The sequence below is a fragment of the Colwellia sp. 20A7 genome (genome assembly GCF_009832865.1).
In the GTDB taxonomy this organism is placed as follows: Bacteria; Pseudomonadota; Gammaproteobacteria; order Enterobacterales; family Alteromonadaceae; genus Colwellia.
In genome coordinates, this window is the sequence record NZ_CP047130.1 from 56,650 (window position 1) to 73,970 (window position 17,321).

The window sequence follows — 17,321 nt, forward strand, 5'->3', positions numbered from 1 at the left end:
TACCAAGCTAATATGATTTTAAGGTTAGTCAAAATAGTGAAGTACAGCATATGAAAATAGCATTAGGTAGCGCACGTCAGTGGCATTGGATAAGTGCAGCTATTTGTAGTATTGGTATGTTGTTTTTTTCATGGACGGGAATCACATTGAATCACGCAGGAGATATTCCTGCGAATTCAGATATCACGACTATTGAGACTGAGCTACCAGAGTCTATATTACAAGCTTGGCGCTCTCTTGAAAAACACCAAAATGTGTTACCAGATGATGTTCGTGAATATTTAGCTGGTGAGCATAATTTAACGATTAAAGGCGGCTTACAAGGTGAGCTTAGTGATGGAGAGTTCTATTTAGCTATGCCAAATCCTGGTGTAGATGCGTGGCTTTCAGTTGATATTGAAAGTGGTGAATTAATTTATGAACGTACTGATCGAGGCTGGATTTCTTTCTTTAATGATTTACATAAAGGACGTTATACCAATGAAGCTTGGCGTTGGTTTATCGATATATTCGCTGTTATCTCTATTGTTTTTTGTTTAAGTGGCTTGTGGTTGCTTTATAAACAATCAGGCTTTCGTTTGTCTACTTGGCCCATGGTGTCGTTAGGCGTACTTTTACCACTCATTATTATTTTAATGAGTTTACACTAATCATCGTATTTAAAAGGAAAATCAATGAATCGTAATATTTTATTTAGCATAGCGCTTTTGTTAACGCTTGCTTTAAGTACTGTTTTTAGTGGTGTTTCAAATGCAGCAAGTAATCAATTGCTAATAGAAGTTGAAATACCACGTATGAATGTTGCTGAATACCACAGACCTTATGTTGCAATATGGTTAGAAGATAGCAACCGTAAAGCGACTCAGATCGCCTTATGGTATGACCTAGACATGAAAGATAATGAAGGCGCAAAGTGGTTAAAAGACATTCGTCAGTGGTGGAGACGTATTGGTAGAAAAGCAGAGCAACCATTTGATGGTTTAACGTCTGCAACTAAAGGTGCGGGTAAACACACTATTTCGGTTGATTTGAATGCGAAAGAGCTAAAAGCGTTAGCGGCTGGTGATTATCAATTACGTATTGAAGCATCTAGAGAAGTTGGCGGTAAAGAAGTGGTAAATATTCCACTAACTTGGCCAATAAAGGCCAGTGATTATCCATTGAAAGCCTCTGGTAATTCAGAGTTAGGCGATGTTCTTATTCAAGTAAATTAACGTCAGTTTATATAATCCACAGTAATACACCGTAATTATTAAAGGAAGAAAACAATGAAAATATATACACCATTAAAAGCGCTATTGTCGATTGGTATGATAGTAGGGTTAAGTTTTAGCGCCAATGCTCACCGAGCGTGGATCGTACCAAGCACAACTAATTTATCAGGTGACGCACCTTGGGTAACATTTGACGCTGCAGTTTCAAATTCTTTATTTGTACCTGAGCATGTACCGCTACGTATGAAAGGGTTAATGGTTCAAGATCCTACAGGTAAATTAATTGAGGCTGTTAATGCACATACAGGAAAATACCGCTCAACGTTTGATTTGAACTTAGTAACCGAAGGTACTTATAAAATTGGCTATACTTCGGGCGGATTACGTGCTTCATGGAAAGATAAAGAAGGTAAACGTAAAAGATGGCCAGCTCGTGGTAAAGAGGCTAATGCAGCTGATTTTGCCAAGGAAGTACCTAAAAGTGCTGATTCATTAAAAGTATCTGATAGCTACCGTCGTTTGGAAACATTTGTTACTTCAGGTGAGCCAACGGATAAAGTATTCGAACCGACTAATTCAGGCCTAGAGCTAATACCTGTTACTCACCCAAATGACTTATTTGTGGGCGAAGCGGCTAAGTTTAAGTTCTTATTTCATGGTGAACCAGCAGCTGGCGTTAAACTCGCTATTGTTAAGGGTGATACCCGTTACCGTAATGACCAGAATCAAATAGATGTTGTTACTGATGCTAAAGGTTATGTAAGCATTACATGGCCAGAAGCAGGAATGTATTTAATTGAAGCTGAATATGAAGACGATAAAGCAAAAGCTCCTGCGACTATGCGTACGGGTAGCTACGGTGCAACATTTGCTGTATTACCTTTGTAATTAAGTATTTGTTGATTTAACGTTTTTTTAAATTATAACCAAAGCGCGATCGAAGTTTATCTATGCAGAGTTTGTATTTAATTGTTGTTTTAAGTGTTACATGGCTAGCGTTGTGTTTTGCCATGTGGCGTTTACATCGTGCACGGCTTTATCGCAAGCTAGAGCCCGACGCATCAATATTAATTACTTATGCAAGTCAAACAGGTAATGCGCAAGCAATTGCAAAGCGATGTGCAACGGCGTTAAATTTATCGGAAAATTCAAGTGTTATTGCCCTAAATGCATTAACACTTGAACATTTATGTAATATTGAAAAAATACTGTTTGTGGTCAGTACTTATGGGGATGGTGAAGCACCTGATAACGGTAGTTTATTTACTAAACTAGCCAAGGCTTTATCAAATAATCCATTAAACCATTTAGAGTATTCTGTTATTGCTTTAGGTGATAAGGCATACCCTGAATTCTGTGCTTTTGGTTATCAAATAAATCAAACCATGTTAAGTGCAGGCGCCCAATTATTGGGTGATGTTATCACGGTTGATAACTATAACGAACAAACTACAAAACTTGCTGATATCACGCCTGGTTGGATAAAAATAGATCATGAGTTAACCTTGAATCCAGCAATCAAATCACTGCAATATTGGCAATTAACCCAACGTAAATTACTTAATCCAGATTGTAACGATGAAAAGTTATTTCAATTAAGCTTTAAAAGTATTGGCCCATTTCCTAGTTGGCAAGCAGGTGATTTAATTGATATACAACCACATCAATCAACAGACATTGTAGAGCGTTGGCTACTTAAAAATAAGTTTAATGGTAATACCTGGTTAACACATCAAGGACACCAGCAACCTTTAAGAGCATGGTTACTTGCCAGAGAATTACCAGAAAATTGTTTATATTCACTTGATGAATTACTTATCAAATTACCTTATTTACATAAGCGCAGTTATTCAATTGCTTCTGTTTCACAAGAAGGCGAATTGCAGCTTATTGTGCGTTTAGTAGAAAAAGATAAACCAGCAAGTATATTTGGCTTAGCCTCTGGTTTTTTAAGTCATGATTGTGAAATTGGTCATATTATTGAAGGCCAAATTAGAGATGTTAGTTCACATCATAATATTGACCAAAGTCAGCCAATTATATTGATTGGTGCCGGTAGTGGTTTAGCGGGATTAAAAGCACAATTAGCAGCACGTACTTTCTCTAAACATAAACAAACAGGTGACAGTTGGCTGATCTTTGGTGAGCGAAATAGCAATCCTATCTTACCGATTAATCAGCAATTATTTACCTTACAAGAAACACAGTTAACTAAACTCAATTGTGCTTACTCACAGATAAATTCACAGGATGCTCATCAGGGGGATTTAACCCATAGAAAGTACCCTAAGTATGTACAAGAGATATTATTAAATGAGCAGCATGCGTTGAAAGAGTGGGTTGAAGAGGGTGCTGTGATTTATGTTTGTGGTTGTTTATCAGGAATGGGTGAGGGTGTTCATCAAGCATTGATTGAAATTCTTGGTCAATCAACACTTGAAACATTACAACTGCAACAGCGCTATATTAGAGATGTTTATTAATTCTTGTCATTCTGCCAATCATTAACCTTAACCCACACTTCATTTGCTGCCTTATGTTGTTCTTCTTCCATTAATGCTTTAGCGAAGGCTTGTAAGTCTTGTTTGTCGTATTGTTTTACTTGGTGATTAGCTTCAAGTTTTAGCAAGCTTCGAAATGCTTTTTCTGCCATTGACCATTGTTCACACATTACCGCGAGATGTCCTAAACAACTTAACCATTTTGCATTATGCTTATCATTATGTAGGTGCTTCTGTGCGATAGCGAGAAGTGATTCACTTTGTTTGATAGGTAGAGTACGTAAATGCTTTAAAAAACGGACACTGGGCTGTTTATTGAGTATTGGTGTTATTATATTAATTAACGGGTCAGTAATATTTTGCTCAGCTAAGATCTGACAATAGGAAAATAAAACTGCTTCACGTTGTTTGGTTTTTCTATCAAGTGCTTTCCAATACGCTTGTAAGCTTGTCTGGTCTTGCTTAGTGATAATGTCGTTAAAGGCACCGTAATATGCTTTTTCTTCCCAAGCTTGCATCACATCATTGGCGATACTTTTCTGTTTACGCGCTGATGTTAAGCAACTTACGGCGGCTTCAAAACGTTTTTCAATTAAGCATAAATCAATTTCTAAGGCGAGTAGTCGTACATCGTGGCCAATTTGTTTATGATTTTCATCAATTAAAGCGCGTGCTTTTGCATAAGCTTCGCTGCGCCCTTGGTTCATTAGTAGTTTTATTTTTACAATGACACTGGCAATATCTGAATCACTATTTTTAGCCGATACTTCTTCGAGCAAAGCTAAATAATGGTTAGTATTAGCATCTAATTGTTGTTTTGCTGAGGCGGCAGCGGCAAGTAAATAAGCACTTTGTTGGCGTTTGGCAGGCTCTGCACTTTTGGCAAACAGTTGTTCAGCATTTTGATAATCTTCAAGCATGTAGGCGGTTAAACCTTTATTGAAGTTAGCAATACCACGCTTACGGCCAGCGAAAGCAACGGTACGCCATGCTTTAAAACTGATGTTAAAACCACCGCGTAGCATTTTGAAAATAACAAAAGCGCTAATAGCGAAGAGCATAAACAAAATAGAAGCTGAAAGTACGGTTAACTCAATGATGGTTTCACCCATAGCAATTAGAATGTAACCTTTTTCATCAATTAAAAGTGGGCTTAAGGCCAACATTGCAAAGAAAAGTACAATGATGATGATAAAACGGATCATATGCTGCCCTCGCTTTGTGGTTCTTCCTGTTGCTTAGCAGGTGTTGGTGCTTTTGCCGGCGCAGTTTCTATTTCTGCTTGAGGCTCAGTTTCCGTATCGTCTTGTTGTGCTTTTGCAGGCATTGATGGTTTATTTTGCTGACTTCTTAGTGTGGCTCTAATCGCTGTTAATGAGCCTAATTCACTTGGATAATCATAAGACACTTGCTTGTTTTTTAAATTTTTCAACGAAGCTGAAAAATGTTGGTTAATAGTATTTTCCATATCGAAAAACTCATTAAGCCATTGTTGAATATCAACTAATGCTTGTTGATAAACATCACCTTTACGTTCACTGGCTGCCCATAATGCGAATTGAATTTTTAAACTTAAATTTTGCTGTAGGTTTTCTTGTTGGTTAGGTGATATTAATGCTTCTACAGTGCCTGTTCTTTGACGAACTCTGATAAAGTCATTTAAAAATTTCTGCCACGTTTTGGCTAAATTTGTTTGCCAGTCATTTATATCATCAGACAGATCAACACTTGCTGACTTTTCTTCTTTTCCTAAATCTACAATAGCTAAAGGCAATTGAGATACTTCTTTGTTCATTGCCATTAAGGTTAATATTACTTCATCGGTGTCTAAGGTAGGCATTAGCTCTAATGAATTAATGTCTTGACGAATGACTTCGCGCACCGGTAAAAAAGCAGGATCATTTAACTCAGTTAAGCGAGCGTCAGCATCTTGCAATAAACCAATGGCGGCACGGGTATCATGTTCTAACCACAAGGTACGTGAAGATATACGGATTAAATATTCAGCTTCATGTAACAACCAATCACTAGGCTGGCGTTCTTTAATACCTTCTTCCAGTTGTTGTATTTTTGTGCTGAGCTTAGCAATGGTTGCTTGATTGGTGCTATTAATATTGGCAGCAACCTGCTGTAACTGTTTGGCTAAGTTTCGCTCTTGATTAGTTAGCGCTTGCTGCGTTTGATTTTGATAACGTGTTAATGTTGCACTATTTTCTTTAGCTACATTATTGGTAAGTGTTTGAGTTAACTGTTGGGTTTGCAATTGTTGCCAATAATAATGGGCTGCTGGCGCTATGATGGCGATAAGCAGAGCAAAAATTGCTAACTTAGATACTTTAGATGAGTCGTTACTTGGCGGTGATTTTTTGGTATCACTTTTATTTACTTTGTTTGGCTTCGTAGTATCTTTGTCTAAACTGACTTTAGTGGTGGTTTCGCTCACTTTATCTGAAGTTAACGGCGTTTTTGATTCAGTCATTATTTATCCCACTTTCTAAAATAAGCCTAATATAGGCCTAATCTAATCCATTACTTAATAATTACAGCGTTATTTAGCGTTTTCGAGTTGCTTTAACGTGTTGATGATTGCGTCTTTATTAGCACCATTACTTATTATAACGTGTGTTAAACCAAATTGCTTTGCTGTATTCGCAATACGTTGGCTAGCGACAACCCACACACATTGACTACGCCAATATGTTATTAACTCTTGTGCCTCAAGGTGCTCTTGTTGAACAATAATTAACTGTATAAGTTTTTCTAATATAGCGTTACTGGTAACGACAATACAATTTATTTGCTGTTTAAACCACTGTTTACTTATGTCTTCGGTAAATGTTCGCCATACACATTGGTAGCTTTCTAAATAGGTAACAATTGCACCTTGTTTAGTTAATTGCTCTGCCAAATGCTCCCTACCGCTGGCACCGCGTACTATGGTAATAGGTTCGCTATTAAAGTTTTTATTTAACATTGGCAGGGCCAATAAACCTTCGCTGTTTTCTTGTTCAGGGCAAAGGATATTACTGATACCAAGCTGTTGTAAAGCCTCTTTCGTTGCTCGTCCAACCGCTATAATTTTTTTATATTTCCAATGATTTATCGAAAACATTTTAGTCGCAAACTCAACAGCAGAAACGCTAACAAAAATAATAATATTGTTATTGGTTAATAAGCGTTTACTTGTTTGATGATCAGCTAAGGGCTGATAATCAAACAAGGATTGATTCACGCTGGCAATATTACTATTAGCGAGTGACTTTGCAAGTGCTTGCGCTTTCTGTGTTGGCCGCGTTATTAAAACGTTCAGCGTACTTTTGTTATTGAGCATAGCTTTTATTAAACACGATTTTCATTGAGCAGTGTTTTATTGATTACAGATTAAGTTCAGGTTAGTTATTGCTATTTGTTGCGTAAACTTCTTTTAGAATTCTATCAGCGCCACGACTTAATAGCTCCTGTGCTAACGTATTTCCTAGTATTTCGCCTTGTTCTACAGGCCCTGTTATTTCACTTTCAATTATTTCGCTGCCATCTATAGCGCCAACTAAGCCGCGCAAGTGAACTTCTTTACCGTCTTCAGAAATTACGCTGTAACTAGCAATTGGCACCTGACAACCACCTTCTAGTGCTTTGTTCATCGCACGCTCTGTTAAAACTCGTGTACGAGTGGTAGAGCATTCAAGTGGTTTCAGTAAGGCTTTAATCGTGTCGTCATCAATACGGCATTCAATGCCCACTGCACCTTGACCATTAGCGGGTAACATTTCTTCAGGCTCGATATATTGAGCTATACGGTCACTCATTTTTAAACGAATTAAACCAGCCGCAGCTAAAATAATTGCGTCATATTGTCCTTCATCAAGTTTTTTAAGGCGTGTATTAACATTGCCACGTAAATCATGAATTTCTAAATCAGGACGTTTGGCTTTTAATTGGCATTGACGGCGTAAACTTGAAGTGCCAACAACCGCACCTTGTGGTAAGTCACTTAGTGTAGAAAAAGTATTAGAAACAAAAGCATCACGTGGATCTTCTCGTGGACAAATTACTTCTAATCCTAAGCCTTCTGGGAAGTCGACAGGAACGTCTTTCATTGAATGTACGGCAATATCAGCTCTGTTTTCTAGTATAGCAACTTCTAATTCTTTAACGAAAAGCCCTTTACCGCCAACTTTTGCCAGTGGAGTATCTAGCAGAATATCGCCCTTGGTTGTCATAGGGACAAGCTCAACATTAATATCTTGATGAAAATGTTCTAATTGTGCTTTTACGTATTCTGCTTGCCATAAGGCTAAGGCGCTATTTCGTGTTGCTATTCTTACTGTTGTCATTTTTCTTGTTCCCAAGGGCTAAATTATTCTGAAGAAAGTGTTAATTCAGTTTCGGCTTGTATACTTACTGCGCTTGACAAAAATTGCCAAAATTCATCTCCACCACGTTTATCTATCCATACTTCTTCGCTGTCAGAATAGGCGAAATGATGGCCGTTAAATTTTGTGGCGATCCAAATTTCATGCAAAGGTGCCTGCTTGTTAATAATGATTTTGGTACTATTTTTAAAGGTCAGAGTTAATAAACCACCCACACCTTCATAGTCTATATCAACGCCACTTTCTTCAATGGCTTCTTCAACAGCAAGTAACAAATCTTCTGCGATTAAATTATATTGGCTATCGTTCATTAGCTTTCTTTTGTTGTTTGGTGAATCAGCATATGAGTATAATAGCAATACGATAAAATAAATACCCATTAAGTTAAGTCGAAAAGCTTGATTTAAACGACTTTCATGGCAAATACTGGTACTCATGCATCTAATTAAACATTTTTCTTTTTTCTTTCTCTGCTTTTTAATAAGCATAACGCTTTCTGCGTGTGGTTCAAAAGGTGCTTTATATCAAGTTGAAGAAACAGATGTAGAGATAAAGTCAGTAGTAGAAGAGCCTACGCAGGTAACTGAAAAACTTAAGAAGCAGCCATAATGTTAGTGAATTTTTCTAAAATGCATGGCCTCGGCAATGATTTTTTGGTGTTAGACAATGTTACGCAAAATGCATATTTGTCTAATGAACAAATAGCAAAATTAGCGGATAGAAACTTCGGCGTCGGTTTTGACCAATTATTGATAGTTGAGCCACCATATGATCCCGATTTAGACTTCCACTATCGCATTTTTAATGCCGATGGTAGCGAGGTTAGCCAGTGCGGAAATGGTGCCCGTTGTTTTGCGCGATTTGTTCGCATGAAAGGTTTGTGCAATAAAAATAAAATTCGGGTTTCAACGGCGTCGGGTAAACTCACTTTATTTGTGGAGCGTGATGGCAATATCTCGGTGACCATGCCTGTGCCGCAATTTGAACCCGCTAAAATTCCATTTACCGCACAAAAAGCAGAGGGTACGTATATTTTACGTAGTGAATCTGAAACCGTACTTTGTGGTGCTGTTTCGTTAGGTAACCCTCATTGTGTTGTTACGGTAGACGATGTGCTTTCAGCTCCGGTGGAACGCTTAGGTAAAGAGTTGTCATTACATGAACGCTTTCCCGAGCAAGCTAATGTTGGCTTTATGGAAGTGATTGCGGCTAATCAAATAAAACTTCGTGTTTATGAGCGAGGTGCAGCAGAAACCTTAGCTTGTGGTAGCGGCGCTTGTGCAGCCGTTGTTATTGGCCAAATGCAAAATAAATTAAGTAAACAAGTGACTGTTGAATTACCGGGCGGAAAATTAAGAATTTATTGGAAAGGTCCGGGACACCCTGTAAAAATGTCTGGGCCAGCAGTACATGTATTTGATGGGCAACTGTCGATATAATCATCTATCTTTTTGCTAGTTACTCAACTTCGTTATCTAGGATTCGCAGGTAAACTTATGAACTGCGTACTTTTTAAAGAAAAGAATAAAACTGTAGCAAGCTGTATAATTAATAATATGAATAAGATATTAATATGAAAAATGAACCAACAATGACCAATTTAGATGACTTACCACTTACCGATGAACTAGTTAGTGCTTACTTGCAAGATAACCCAGAATTTTTCAATCGTAATAATGAATTGATGACAGGGTTAAGACTAAGCGATGCACAGCGAGGTACTGTTTCGTTAGTGGAAAGGCAACAGCAACAGTTAAGACAAAAAGTACATAATTTAGAAGATGAAATTACTCAGTTATTGTCAGTAGCAAATCATAATGAAGGTTTATTTATGCTTTATAGTGATTTATATCTGCGCTTGATTGATTGTCAATCTGCGAGTGAATTACTAGATTGTTTAGCACAAACAACAACTGAATTATTGTCCTTGTCAGCCTTTAAATTGTACTTGCTTGATGCAACGAAAATTGAACATGAGACCTTGTCTAAAAATGATTGTACAGGCGTAATGCAAAATCGTTTAAGCAATAGCGACTATTATTTTGGTCGCTTACAACAAAGTGAGCAAGAGTTAATTTTTTCGCAAAATTGTGCGGGCTCAGTTGTGTTAGTAAAACTTGCTTATGAAGAAAAAGAGTTAGGCTTCTTAGCCATTAGTAGTAATGATGCACATCATTTTGATCCACGTATGGATACTTTACTATTAAGTCAATTCAAGCGTTTAGTGGCTAAATTATTAACGCAACATTTAGCAATTTAAGTGATTTTAACCTCAGATCTTATATTAGATCTAATGCCTATGGAAAAGTATGAAGTTTTATCGACGTTTATCTACTATAAAAGCCATCAGTTTTGACTTAGACGATACTCTTTACAGCAATAAACCTGTGATGGTGGCAATTGAAAAGAAAATGATTGCCTATTTTGCTAATTTAGCTGTCCTTAGTAAAGCAGTAGTAAGTCAGCATCTAGTGTTAGATCACCGCTTTTGGAGTACTTTTCGTCAACAAGCCGTCTTAAAGCAACCTGATTTAACGCACGATGTTGTACTCATTAGGTTAGTGACTTATCGTCTTGGTTTTATGGCACTTGGTTTAACTGAAAGCACTGCTGAACAAGAGGCACAAACCGCGTTAGATTATTTTGTGGCTTTGCGTAGTGATTTTACTGTACCGGAATCAAGTAAGAAACTATTAGCGAATTTAAGTAAGCAATATCCTCTGATTGCCATTAGTAATGGTAATGTGGATACCAAGGTATTAGGCATCGACCATTATTTTCAGCATATTTATCATGCTGGATGGCAAGATGATGGCACTTTATTAAGACAAAAACCGACGAGTGATATGTTTGATTTAGCTTGTCAAAAGCTCTCAATTAAATCATCACAATTACTACACGTAGGTGATTGCGGGCGTGCCGATATTCAAGGAGCATTACTTGCTGGCTGCCAAGCCGCCTGGTTATCTTGTTATGATGTTGGTAAGCCTATTACTACATTACCTCATATCGAACTTAGTAAACTCACTCAACTTAATCAAATATAGACGATTCAGCGGCTTAAATATTTAACTGACTGTATATAAGTCCAGTGTTATACTGTTGTTATTTTTATTATTACTCTTCAAAAGTTAAAGGTTCCCCCGATGGATGTTTCAGAATTACTCGACTCTTTAAACGATAAACAGCGCGAAGTAGTTGCAGCGCCAAAACAAAATATGTTGGTGTTAGCAGGAGCCGGTTCGGGTAAAACACGAGTATTAGTGCAGCGTATTGCTTGGTTGATGCAAGTTGAACAAGCTGCACCACATTCTATTTTAGCAGTAACCTTTACCAATAAAGCCGCAGCAGAAATGCGAGCGAGGGTAGAAGAAGTTACTGGTGGTAATACACACGGTATGTGGATAGGTACTTTTCATGGGTTAGCCCATCGACTACTGCGTATGCATTTTCAAGAAGCAAAGTTACCACAAAGCTTTCAAGTACTCGATAGTGACGACCAACTGCGATTGATTAAACGTATTATTCGTTCTTTAGAATTAGATGAGAAAAAATGGCCAGCTAAACAGTTCGTTTGGTATATCAATGGCAAAAAAGATGAAGGGTTAAGACCACAACATATTGATGCTCAATTTGACCCTAGTGAAGAGCTTTTTGTTAAAGTATATAAAGCCTATCAAGAAACCTGTGATCGTGCCGGCCTTGTTGATTTTGCTGAATTATTACTACGCGCTCATGAACTTTGGCTTAATAATCCAGAACTACTAGCTCACTATCAACAACGTTTTGGTCATGTATTAGTTGATGAATTTCAAGATACCAATGCTATTCAATATGCCTGGTTAACTATGTTAGGCCGTGCAACATCTAAAGTAATGATTGTTGGTGATGATGATCAATCTATCTATGGCTGGCGTGGTGCACGTATTGAAAATATTGAGCGTTTTACTAATGAGTTTGATGATGTTCAAACCATTCGCTTAGAGCAAAATTATCGTTCTACAGCGAATATTCTTAATGCAGCCAATCAGTTAATTAGTAATAATAATAATCGCTTAGGCAAAGAGTTATGGACTGATGATAAAGCTGGAGAAAAGATCTCTGTTTATACCGCTTTCAATGAAATAGATGAAGCACGCTTTATTGTTGGTTGTATCAAAAAATGGCGTGATGATGGCGGTAAGCTTGACGAGGTTGCCATTTTATACCGTTCTAATGCGCAATCACGCTTGATGGAAGAAGCTTTATTACAAAGGCAACTGCCGTATCGAATTTATGGCGGACAACGCTTTTTCGAACGTCAAGAAATCAAAGATGCTTTAGCTTATTTGCGATTAATTAATAATAGAGATGATGATGCGGCCTTTGAACGTATTATTAATACACCTACTCGGGGTATTGGTAATCAAACTGTTGCGTTAATTCGTGATGCAGCAAGAAGCCAAGAAGTAACCTTGTGGCAGGCGTGTCAACAAATGTTACAAGCTGAGCAACTTAAAGGTCGTAGTGCTAAAACTATCACTCATTTTATTCAGCTAATCAATCAACTTGAAGATGACTCGACCGATTTAGACTTAGATCAGCAAACTAATTTTGTTGTTCAACATTCGGGTTTAAAAGCAATGTATAAAGCTGAAAAAGGCGAGCGTGCAGAGCAACGTATTGAAAACTTGAATGAATTAGTCACGGCTTGCCAAACGTTTAATAGTGATCCAGAATTAACCGAAGAACTAACGCCATTAACCGCCTTTTTAACCCATGCCGCGTTAGAGTCTGGGGAATCTCAAGCAGATGAATTTGAAGCAGCTGTACAGCTAATGACAATGCATTCAGCGAAAGGATTAGAATTCCCGCTAGTATTTATTGCAGGCCTTGAAGAAGGTATGTTTCCATCGCAGCAATCAGTGGAAGAAATTGGGCGTTTAGAGGAAGAACGACGTTTATGCTATGTTGGCATGACAAGAGCAATGAGTAAGCTATACTTATGTCATGCAGAAAGTCGTCGAATTTACGGACAAGAAAAATTCCATAAAGCCAGCCGCTTTTTACGTGAACTACCTGAAGAATGTATTGACGAAATTCGTCTACAAAACCAAGTAGTTAAACCTAAAGCAGTTGGTAAGTTTTCTAATACTTTTACGTTAGAAACATTTGCGAATACCGGTTTTAAATTAGGGCAACAAGTCAAACATGCTAAGTTTGGTGAAGGTGTTGTGCTAAATTATGAAGGAAGTGGTGCGCAATCTCGAATTCAAGTCAATTTTGCTGATGTTGGGAGTAAGTGGTTAGTCGTTGAGTATGCCAATTTACAAGCAGTTTAGCAGGGTGTAATTAAGAGCTAAAAATAACTAAGAAGGGCGTTAGAATGTCACAAAGATTATTGGTGGTAGAAGACAGTAAACCTATTGCAACTGTTATTAAACAAATAGCGCAATCGTTAAACTATGAAGTTGTTATGGCTACAACGTTAGCCCAAGTGGAAGAGATTTTATCGGGTGATACCGATTTTTTTGCCGCGACCATTGATTTTTCTTTACCTGATGCGCTAGATGGTGAAGCTATCGCCTGTGTACTATCTCACAAGATTCCTAGCGTTGTAATGACCGGTAAAATGGATGATGCTACAAGACAAAAAATATTAGCTCAACCTGTTATCGATTATATCACTAAAGAAAACAGCCAAGCATTTTTGTACTTAAAGCGCATACTCCACTGGCAACAGACTAATAGTGACAATGAAATTCTAGTGGTGGATGACTCATCTTCTGCCCGCAATCACATCGTTGAGTTGTTAAAGCGTCGTAATTTCACCGTGTACACCGCAAACAATGGTGTAGAAGCCTTAGAAAAATTAACACAGCATAAGCATATTAAATTGGTGGTGACTGATTTAGAAATGCCAGTCATGAATGGCATTACCTTAACCAATGAAATACGCAAAAAGTATACGAGAGAGCAACTAGCGATCGTCGGAATTTCAGGAGCCGAAAACGGGAGTCACTCAGCACGGTTCATTAAAAATGGTGCCGATGATTTCTTGCGGAAGCCTTTTTGCCCCGAAGAGTTTTATTGTCGTATAACTCAAAATATTGAGAATTTAAATAACATCGCAAAAATTCAACATGCGGCAAATACAGACTATTTAACTGATTTATCAAATCGCAGAACATTCATTAAAAATTCAGAGCAGCGTATAGCCGAATACGCTAAACGCAATGTATCCTATTGTTTAGCCGTATTTGATATCGATCACTTTAAAAAAGTTAATGACACCTATGGTCATGATACTGGTGACCAAGTCTTAAAAGTATTAGCCTTGTATATGCGTAAATACTTTGGTGGTGGCTTAACTACGCGTTTAGGCGGCGGAACGTTTGGTATTCTATTGCATGGTTTAGACACTGATCAACTTTACAATAAATTAGATGATTTTCGTCGTGAAGTTGCGGTATCTAATATACCTGCAGGAGAGGCTGAAATCTCGATTAGTGTTAGTTTTGGTGTGGTTTTTGATAGCCAAGATAGTTTTTCAAAACAAATGAGTGATGCAGATAATGCACTTTATTTAGCTAAAGATCGCGGACGCAATCAAATTGTTGTTTCTGGTAGTGAAGACTACGATTAACTTTGATTGTCTGAGGGTCTTTACAGTTATCCATTTAAACAACATATTATTTGTTAGTAAATATACCTAATAATTAAAATATTTGTTTATAATCAATTATGTCATTTTAAATAAAAGAATCAATTTAATGAAAAAAATAATCGGTTTAACCTTACTTGTTTCTGCTGTAATAAGTGGTTGCGTTGCTAATAATATTATCAAAACTAATACAACAGCAGACGTAACTGCTAGTTACAATAGTATTAATAAAGAACAACTAATTGAACATATTAAAGTACTTTCTTCTGATGAATTTGAGGGGCGTGCACCTTCTACCAAAGGTGAAGCGTTAACGCTTGATTACTTAACAAAGCAATTGACGGCAATTGGCTTTCAACCTGGTAATGGCGATAGCTTCTTACAAGAAGTACCTATGGTGTCTATTGAAGCTTCACCAGAGATGACTTTATCAATCAATGGTAAAGATTATCAGTATGGCGACGAGATGGTAATGGGTACTAGCCGTATTAGTGACTTTGAGCAGCTTAAAAATTCAGAATTAGTTTTTGTTGGTTATGGTGTTAATGCTCCTGAATATAACTGGAATGATTACAATGGTTTAGATGTAAAAGGTAAAACAGTTGTTATTTTAGTAAATGACCCCGGATTTGCGACTCAAGATCCTGAATTATTTAATGGTAATGCAATGACTTATTATGGTCGTTGGACTTATAAATACGAGGAAGCTAGCCGTCAGGGTGCTGAAGGAGCAATTATTATCCATGAAACTGCACCGGCATCATATGGTTGGTCAGTAGTTGAGCATTCATGGAGTGGTCCTCAATTTGGTTTTGTTCGTGAAGACCTAAATAAAGGACGTGTAGCCGTTGAAGGTTGGATTAACAGTGAAGTTGCTACAGAGTTATTTACACGCGCAGGTTTGAATTTTGAACAAGCTAAAATAGAAGCTGCAAAGGGTAGTTACCATGTTGATATGGGTGATCTATCGGCATCAGTTAGCGTAAAGAATACAGTGAAAGAGTCGGTTTCATATAACTTTATCGCGACTTTACCTGGAAGTAGTACACCAGATGAACACATTATTTATACAGCACACTGGGATCATTTAGGTAAAGATAAAAGTTTAATCGGTGATCAAATTTACAATGGTGCCGTTGATAATGCATCAGGAACTGGCGCACTTATCGAAGTGGCGGAAGCCTTTGCTAAACTTCCTGTTGCACCAGAACGTTCAATTACTATTATGGCTGTAACAGCAGAAGAACAAGGCTTACTAGGTTCTAAATACTATGCGGCAAATTCAGTCATTCCAGCAGCTAAAACAGTAGCTAATATTAATATGGATGCTTTGGGGGTTGATGGAAGAAGTAGTGATGTGTCTGTTTATGGTTTAGGTCAATCAGAACTAGATAACTTCCTTAGCATTGCTGCGAAGAAACAAGGACGAACTATTGCAGGCGATCCACGTCCAGCTGCGGGTATTTACTACCGTTCAGACCATTTTGCTTTTGCTAATATTGGTATTCCTGCTCTTTATGCAAAAACAGGCAAAACGCCAGTAGATGAAGCAACTAAAGCATTACGCGTTGAACTAGGTGAAAGTCTAAGTAAGTGTTATCACAATCTATGTGATGAATATAGCGACGCTTGGGATATGTCTGGTGCGGTAGAAGACATGCAAGCATTCTTTGAAGTTGGTTATGAGTTATCGAAAGAAAATGTTTGGCCTCAGTGGAGTAAAACATCTGAATTTAAACGTTAGAGTCAAAAGATAAATTTATTAATAGATTAAATGAGCCTAGACGGTTCATTTAATCTTTTAACAGTAAGATATAGCCTAGAAGTGTCATAAGAACAAAGTAAAAACCAATCTGCATTATCCCCCAGTAAACCCGTACTTTTCATAAATATTTAAATAACGAACTTATTGAAATCAATTCACATCAAAAATTACAGTCGTGGATAATAAACTTTGTGATTGGATATTTATACCAGTTTCATTAATTAAGTGAACAATTTTATACGTAGAAAAAATTGCAAAATACAAGGCATTTATTTCAATAACTAGTTGTTCTAATTATTAAATAAATAACGATATAGTTGGTGATTTTAGCAAGTAGAAATGATCACAAAGCTAGTAAAATGGGTATTAATGAATTAAGCAATGGCGCACCATGCAGGAGTCGAACCTGCGGCCTTGCCCTCCGGAGGGCACTCCTGTCAAATGTATTGAATAGTGCTTAATAGGCTTCGCTAGTAACTATATGTTTATATTGAGTAATAATAAAAATTGGAATTAACTCTCTTTATATCATTTAATCACTATTAATATCATCACGCACAGATATGATGAGTAAAAATGTTCATATACGATCATTTTTACTATGGCTGAGATGTAAACGCCTTCTAAAAAATACCGAATACTATTTGCCACAATATCTATATGTGAGCAATTACCAAATGTCGTAACCCCCGTGCAATACTACTACTGGTCGAAGATGCACATTCGTATAAAAACTGCGCCAATATTTTGAAAAAATAGCATTAAGATTATGTCGTAAATACAATCGTGTAATGTGCAAAGCTAAACACCGTAATATTGTCGTAC

16 protein-coding genes and 1 tRNA gene are annotated in these 17,321 nt (G+C 37.3%); 11 read left to right on the top strand and 6 right to left on the bottom strand.

The features are described 5' to 3' along the window. Positions 1 to 50: 50 nt before the first annotated feature. The 4 genes from GQS55_RS00265 (at position 51) to GQS55_RS00280 (ending at position 3,697) form a co-directional block, all read left to right on the top strand. A complete protein-coding gene (locus GQS55_RS00265) occupies positions 51 to 650 on the top strand; it encodes a PepSY-associated TM helix domain-containing protein (protein WP_159816834.1) in 600 nt (199 codons plus the stop codon). A 24-nt stretch (positions 651 to 674) separates the two neighbouring features. Continuing rightward, the gene (locus GQS55_RS00270) at positions 675 to 1,214 is read left to right on the top strand and encodes a DUF2271 domain-containing protein (protein WP_159816836.1); all 540 of its coding nucleotides are present in this window, start codon (positions 675 to 677) and stop codon (positions 1,212 to 1,214) included. Between the two features lie 54 nt (positions 1,215 to 1,268). Further along, positions 1,269 to 2,102 carry a DUF4198 domain-containing protein gene (locus tag GQS55_RS00275; RefSeq protein WP_159816838.1) on the top strand — a complete coding sequence of 278 codons (834 nt, stop codon included), beginning with the start codon at positions 1,269 to 1,271 and terminating at the stop codon, positions 2,100 to 2,102. Positions 2,103 to 2,164: 62 nt separating this feature from the next. Next, positions 2,165 to 3,697: a flavodoxin domain-containing protein gene (locus tag GQS55_RS00280; protein WP_159816840.1), complete on the top strand. Its 1,533-nt coding sequence runs from the start codon at positions 2,165 to 2,167 to the stop codon at positions 3,695 to 3,697. Here GQS55_RS00280 and GQS55_RS00285 read toward each other — a convergent pair. The 5 genes from GQS55_RS00285 to cyaY form a co-directional block, all read right to left on the bottom strand. Next, positions 3,694 to 4,920, bottom strand: a complete 1,227-nt coding sequence (locus GQS55_RS00285) for a heme biosynthesis HemY N-terminal domain-containing protein (protein WP_159816842.1) — start codon at positions 4,918 to 4,920, stop codon at positions 3,694 to 3,696. The genes GQS55_RS00280 and GQS55_RS00285 overlap by 4 nt on opposite strands. Then, the gene (locus GQS55_RS00290; protein ID WP_159816843.1) at positions 4,917 to 6,194 is read right to left on the bottom strand and encodes a uroporphyrinogen-III C-methyltransferase; all 1,278 of its coding nucleotides are present in this window, start codon (positions 6,192 to 6,194) and stop codon (positions 4,917 to 4,919) included. The genes GQS55_RS00285 and GQS55_RS00290 overlap by 4 nt, the downstream gene beginning before the upstream one ends. A gap of 69 nt (positions 6,195 to 6,263) precedes the next feature. Then, positions 6,264 to 7,046, bottom strand: coding sequence for a uroporphyrinogen-III synthase (locus GQS55_RS00295; protein ID WP_159816845.1), 783 nt, complete (start codon positions 7,044 to 7,046; stop codon positions 6,264 to 6,266). Between the two features lie 61 nt (positions 7,047 to 7,107). Next, complete coding sequence (gene hemC / locus GQS55_RS00300; RefSeq protein WP_159816847.1) at positions 7,108 to 8,049, bottom strand: hydroxymethylbilane synthase; 942 nt, start codon at positions 8,047 to 8,049, stop codon at positions 7,108 to 7,110. Between the two features lie 23 nt (positions 8,050 to 8,072). Beyond that, positions 8,073 to 8,399, bottom strand: a complete 327-nt coding sequence (gene cyaY / locus GQS55_RS00305; RefSeq protein WP_159816849.1) for an iron donor protein CyaY — start codon at positions 8,397 to 8,399, stop codon at positions 8,073 to 8,075. Between the two features lie 124 nt (positions 8,400 to 8,523). Between cyaY and GQS55_RS00310 the strand changes: the two genes are divergently transcribed. The 7 genes from GQS55_RS00310 to GQS55_RS00340 all read left to right on the top strand — a co-directional run bounded on the left by GQS55_RS00310 (position 8,524) and on the right by GQS55_RS00340 (position 16,475). Continuing rightward, positions 8,524 to 8,697, top strand: coding sequence for a lipoprotein (locus GQS55_RS00310; protein WP_159816852.1), 174 nt, complete (start codon positions 8,524 to 8,526; stop codon positions 8,695 to 8,697). Continuing rightward, complete coding sequence (gene dapF / locus GQS55_RS00315) at positions 8,697 to 9,527, top strand: diaminopimelate epimerase (RefSeq protein ID WP_159816854.1); 831 nt, start codon at positions 8,697 to 8,699, stop codon at positions 9,525 to 9,527. The genes GQS55_RS00310 and dapF overlap by 1 nt, the downstream gene beginning before the upstream one ends. 134 nt (positions 9,528 to 9,661) lie before the next feature. Continuing rightward, positions 9,662 to 10,348 (top strand): DUF484 family protein, encoded by a 687-nt coding sequence (locus GQS55_RS00320; RefSeq protein WP_159816856.1) that lies wholly within the window; start codon positions 9,662 to 9,664, stop codon positions 10,346 to 10,348. 49 nt (positions 10,349 to 10,397) lie between these two features. Further along, positions 10,398 to 11,135, top strand: a complete 738-nt coding sequence (locus tag GQS55_RS00325) for an HAD-IA family hydrolase (protein ID WP_159816858.1) — start codon at positions 10,398 to 10,400, stop codon at positions 11,133 to 11,135. A 99-nt stretch (positions 11,136 to 11,234) separates the two neighbouring features. Beyond that, positions 11,235 to 13,409: a DNA helicase II gene (uvrD, locus tag GQS55_RS00330; RefSeq protein WP_159816860.1), complete on the top strand. Its 2,175-nt coding sequence runs from the start codon at positions 11,235 to 11,237 to the stop codon at positions 13,407 to 13,409. A gap of 44 nt (positions 13,410 to 13,453) precedes the next feature. Further along, positions 13,454 to 14,713, top strand: a complete 1,260-nt coding sequence (locus GQS55_RS00335; protein WP_159816862.1) for a diguanylate cyclase — start codon at positions 13,454 to 13,456, stop codon at positions 14,711 to 14,713. A gap of 127 nt (positions 14,714 to 14,840) precedes the next feature. After that, positions 14,841 to 16,475 carry a M28 family metallopeptidase gene (locus GQS55_RS00340; RefSeq protein ID WP_159816864.1) on the top strand — a complete coding sequence of 545 codons (1,635 nt, stop codon included), beginning with the start codon at positions 14,841 to 14,843 and terminating at the stop codon, positions 16,473 to 16,475. A gap of 403 nt (positions 16,476 to 16,878) precedes the next feature. Here GQS55_RS00340 and GQS55_RS00345 read toward each other — a convergent pair. Continuing rightward, positions 16,879 to 16,953 (bottom strand) — tRNA-OTHER (locus GQS55_RS00345). Positions 16,954 to 17,321: the final 368 nt, after the last annotated feature.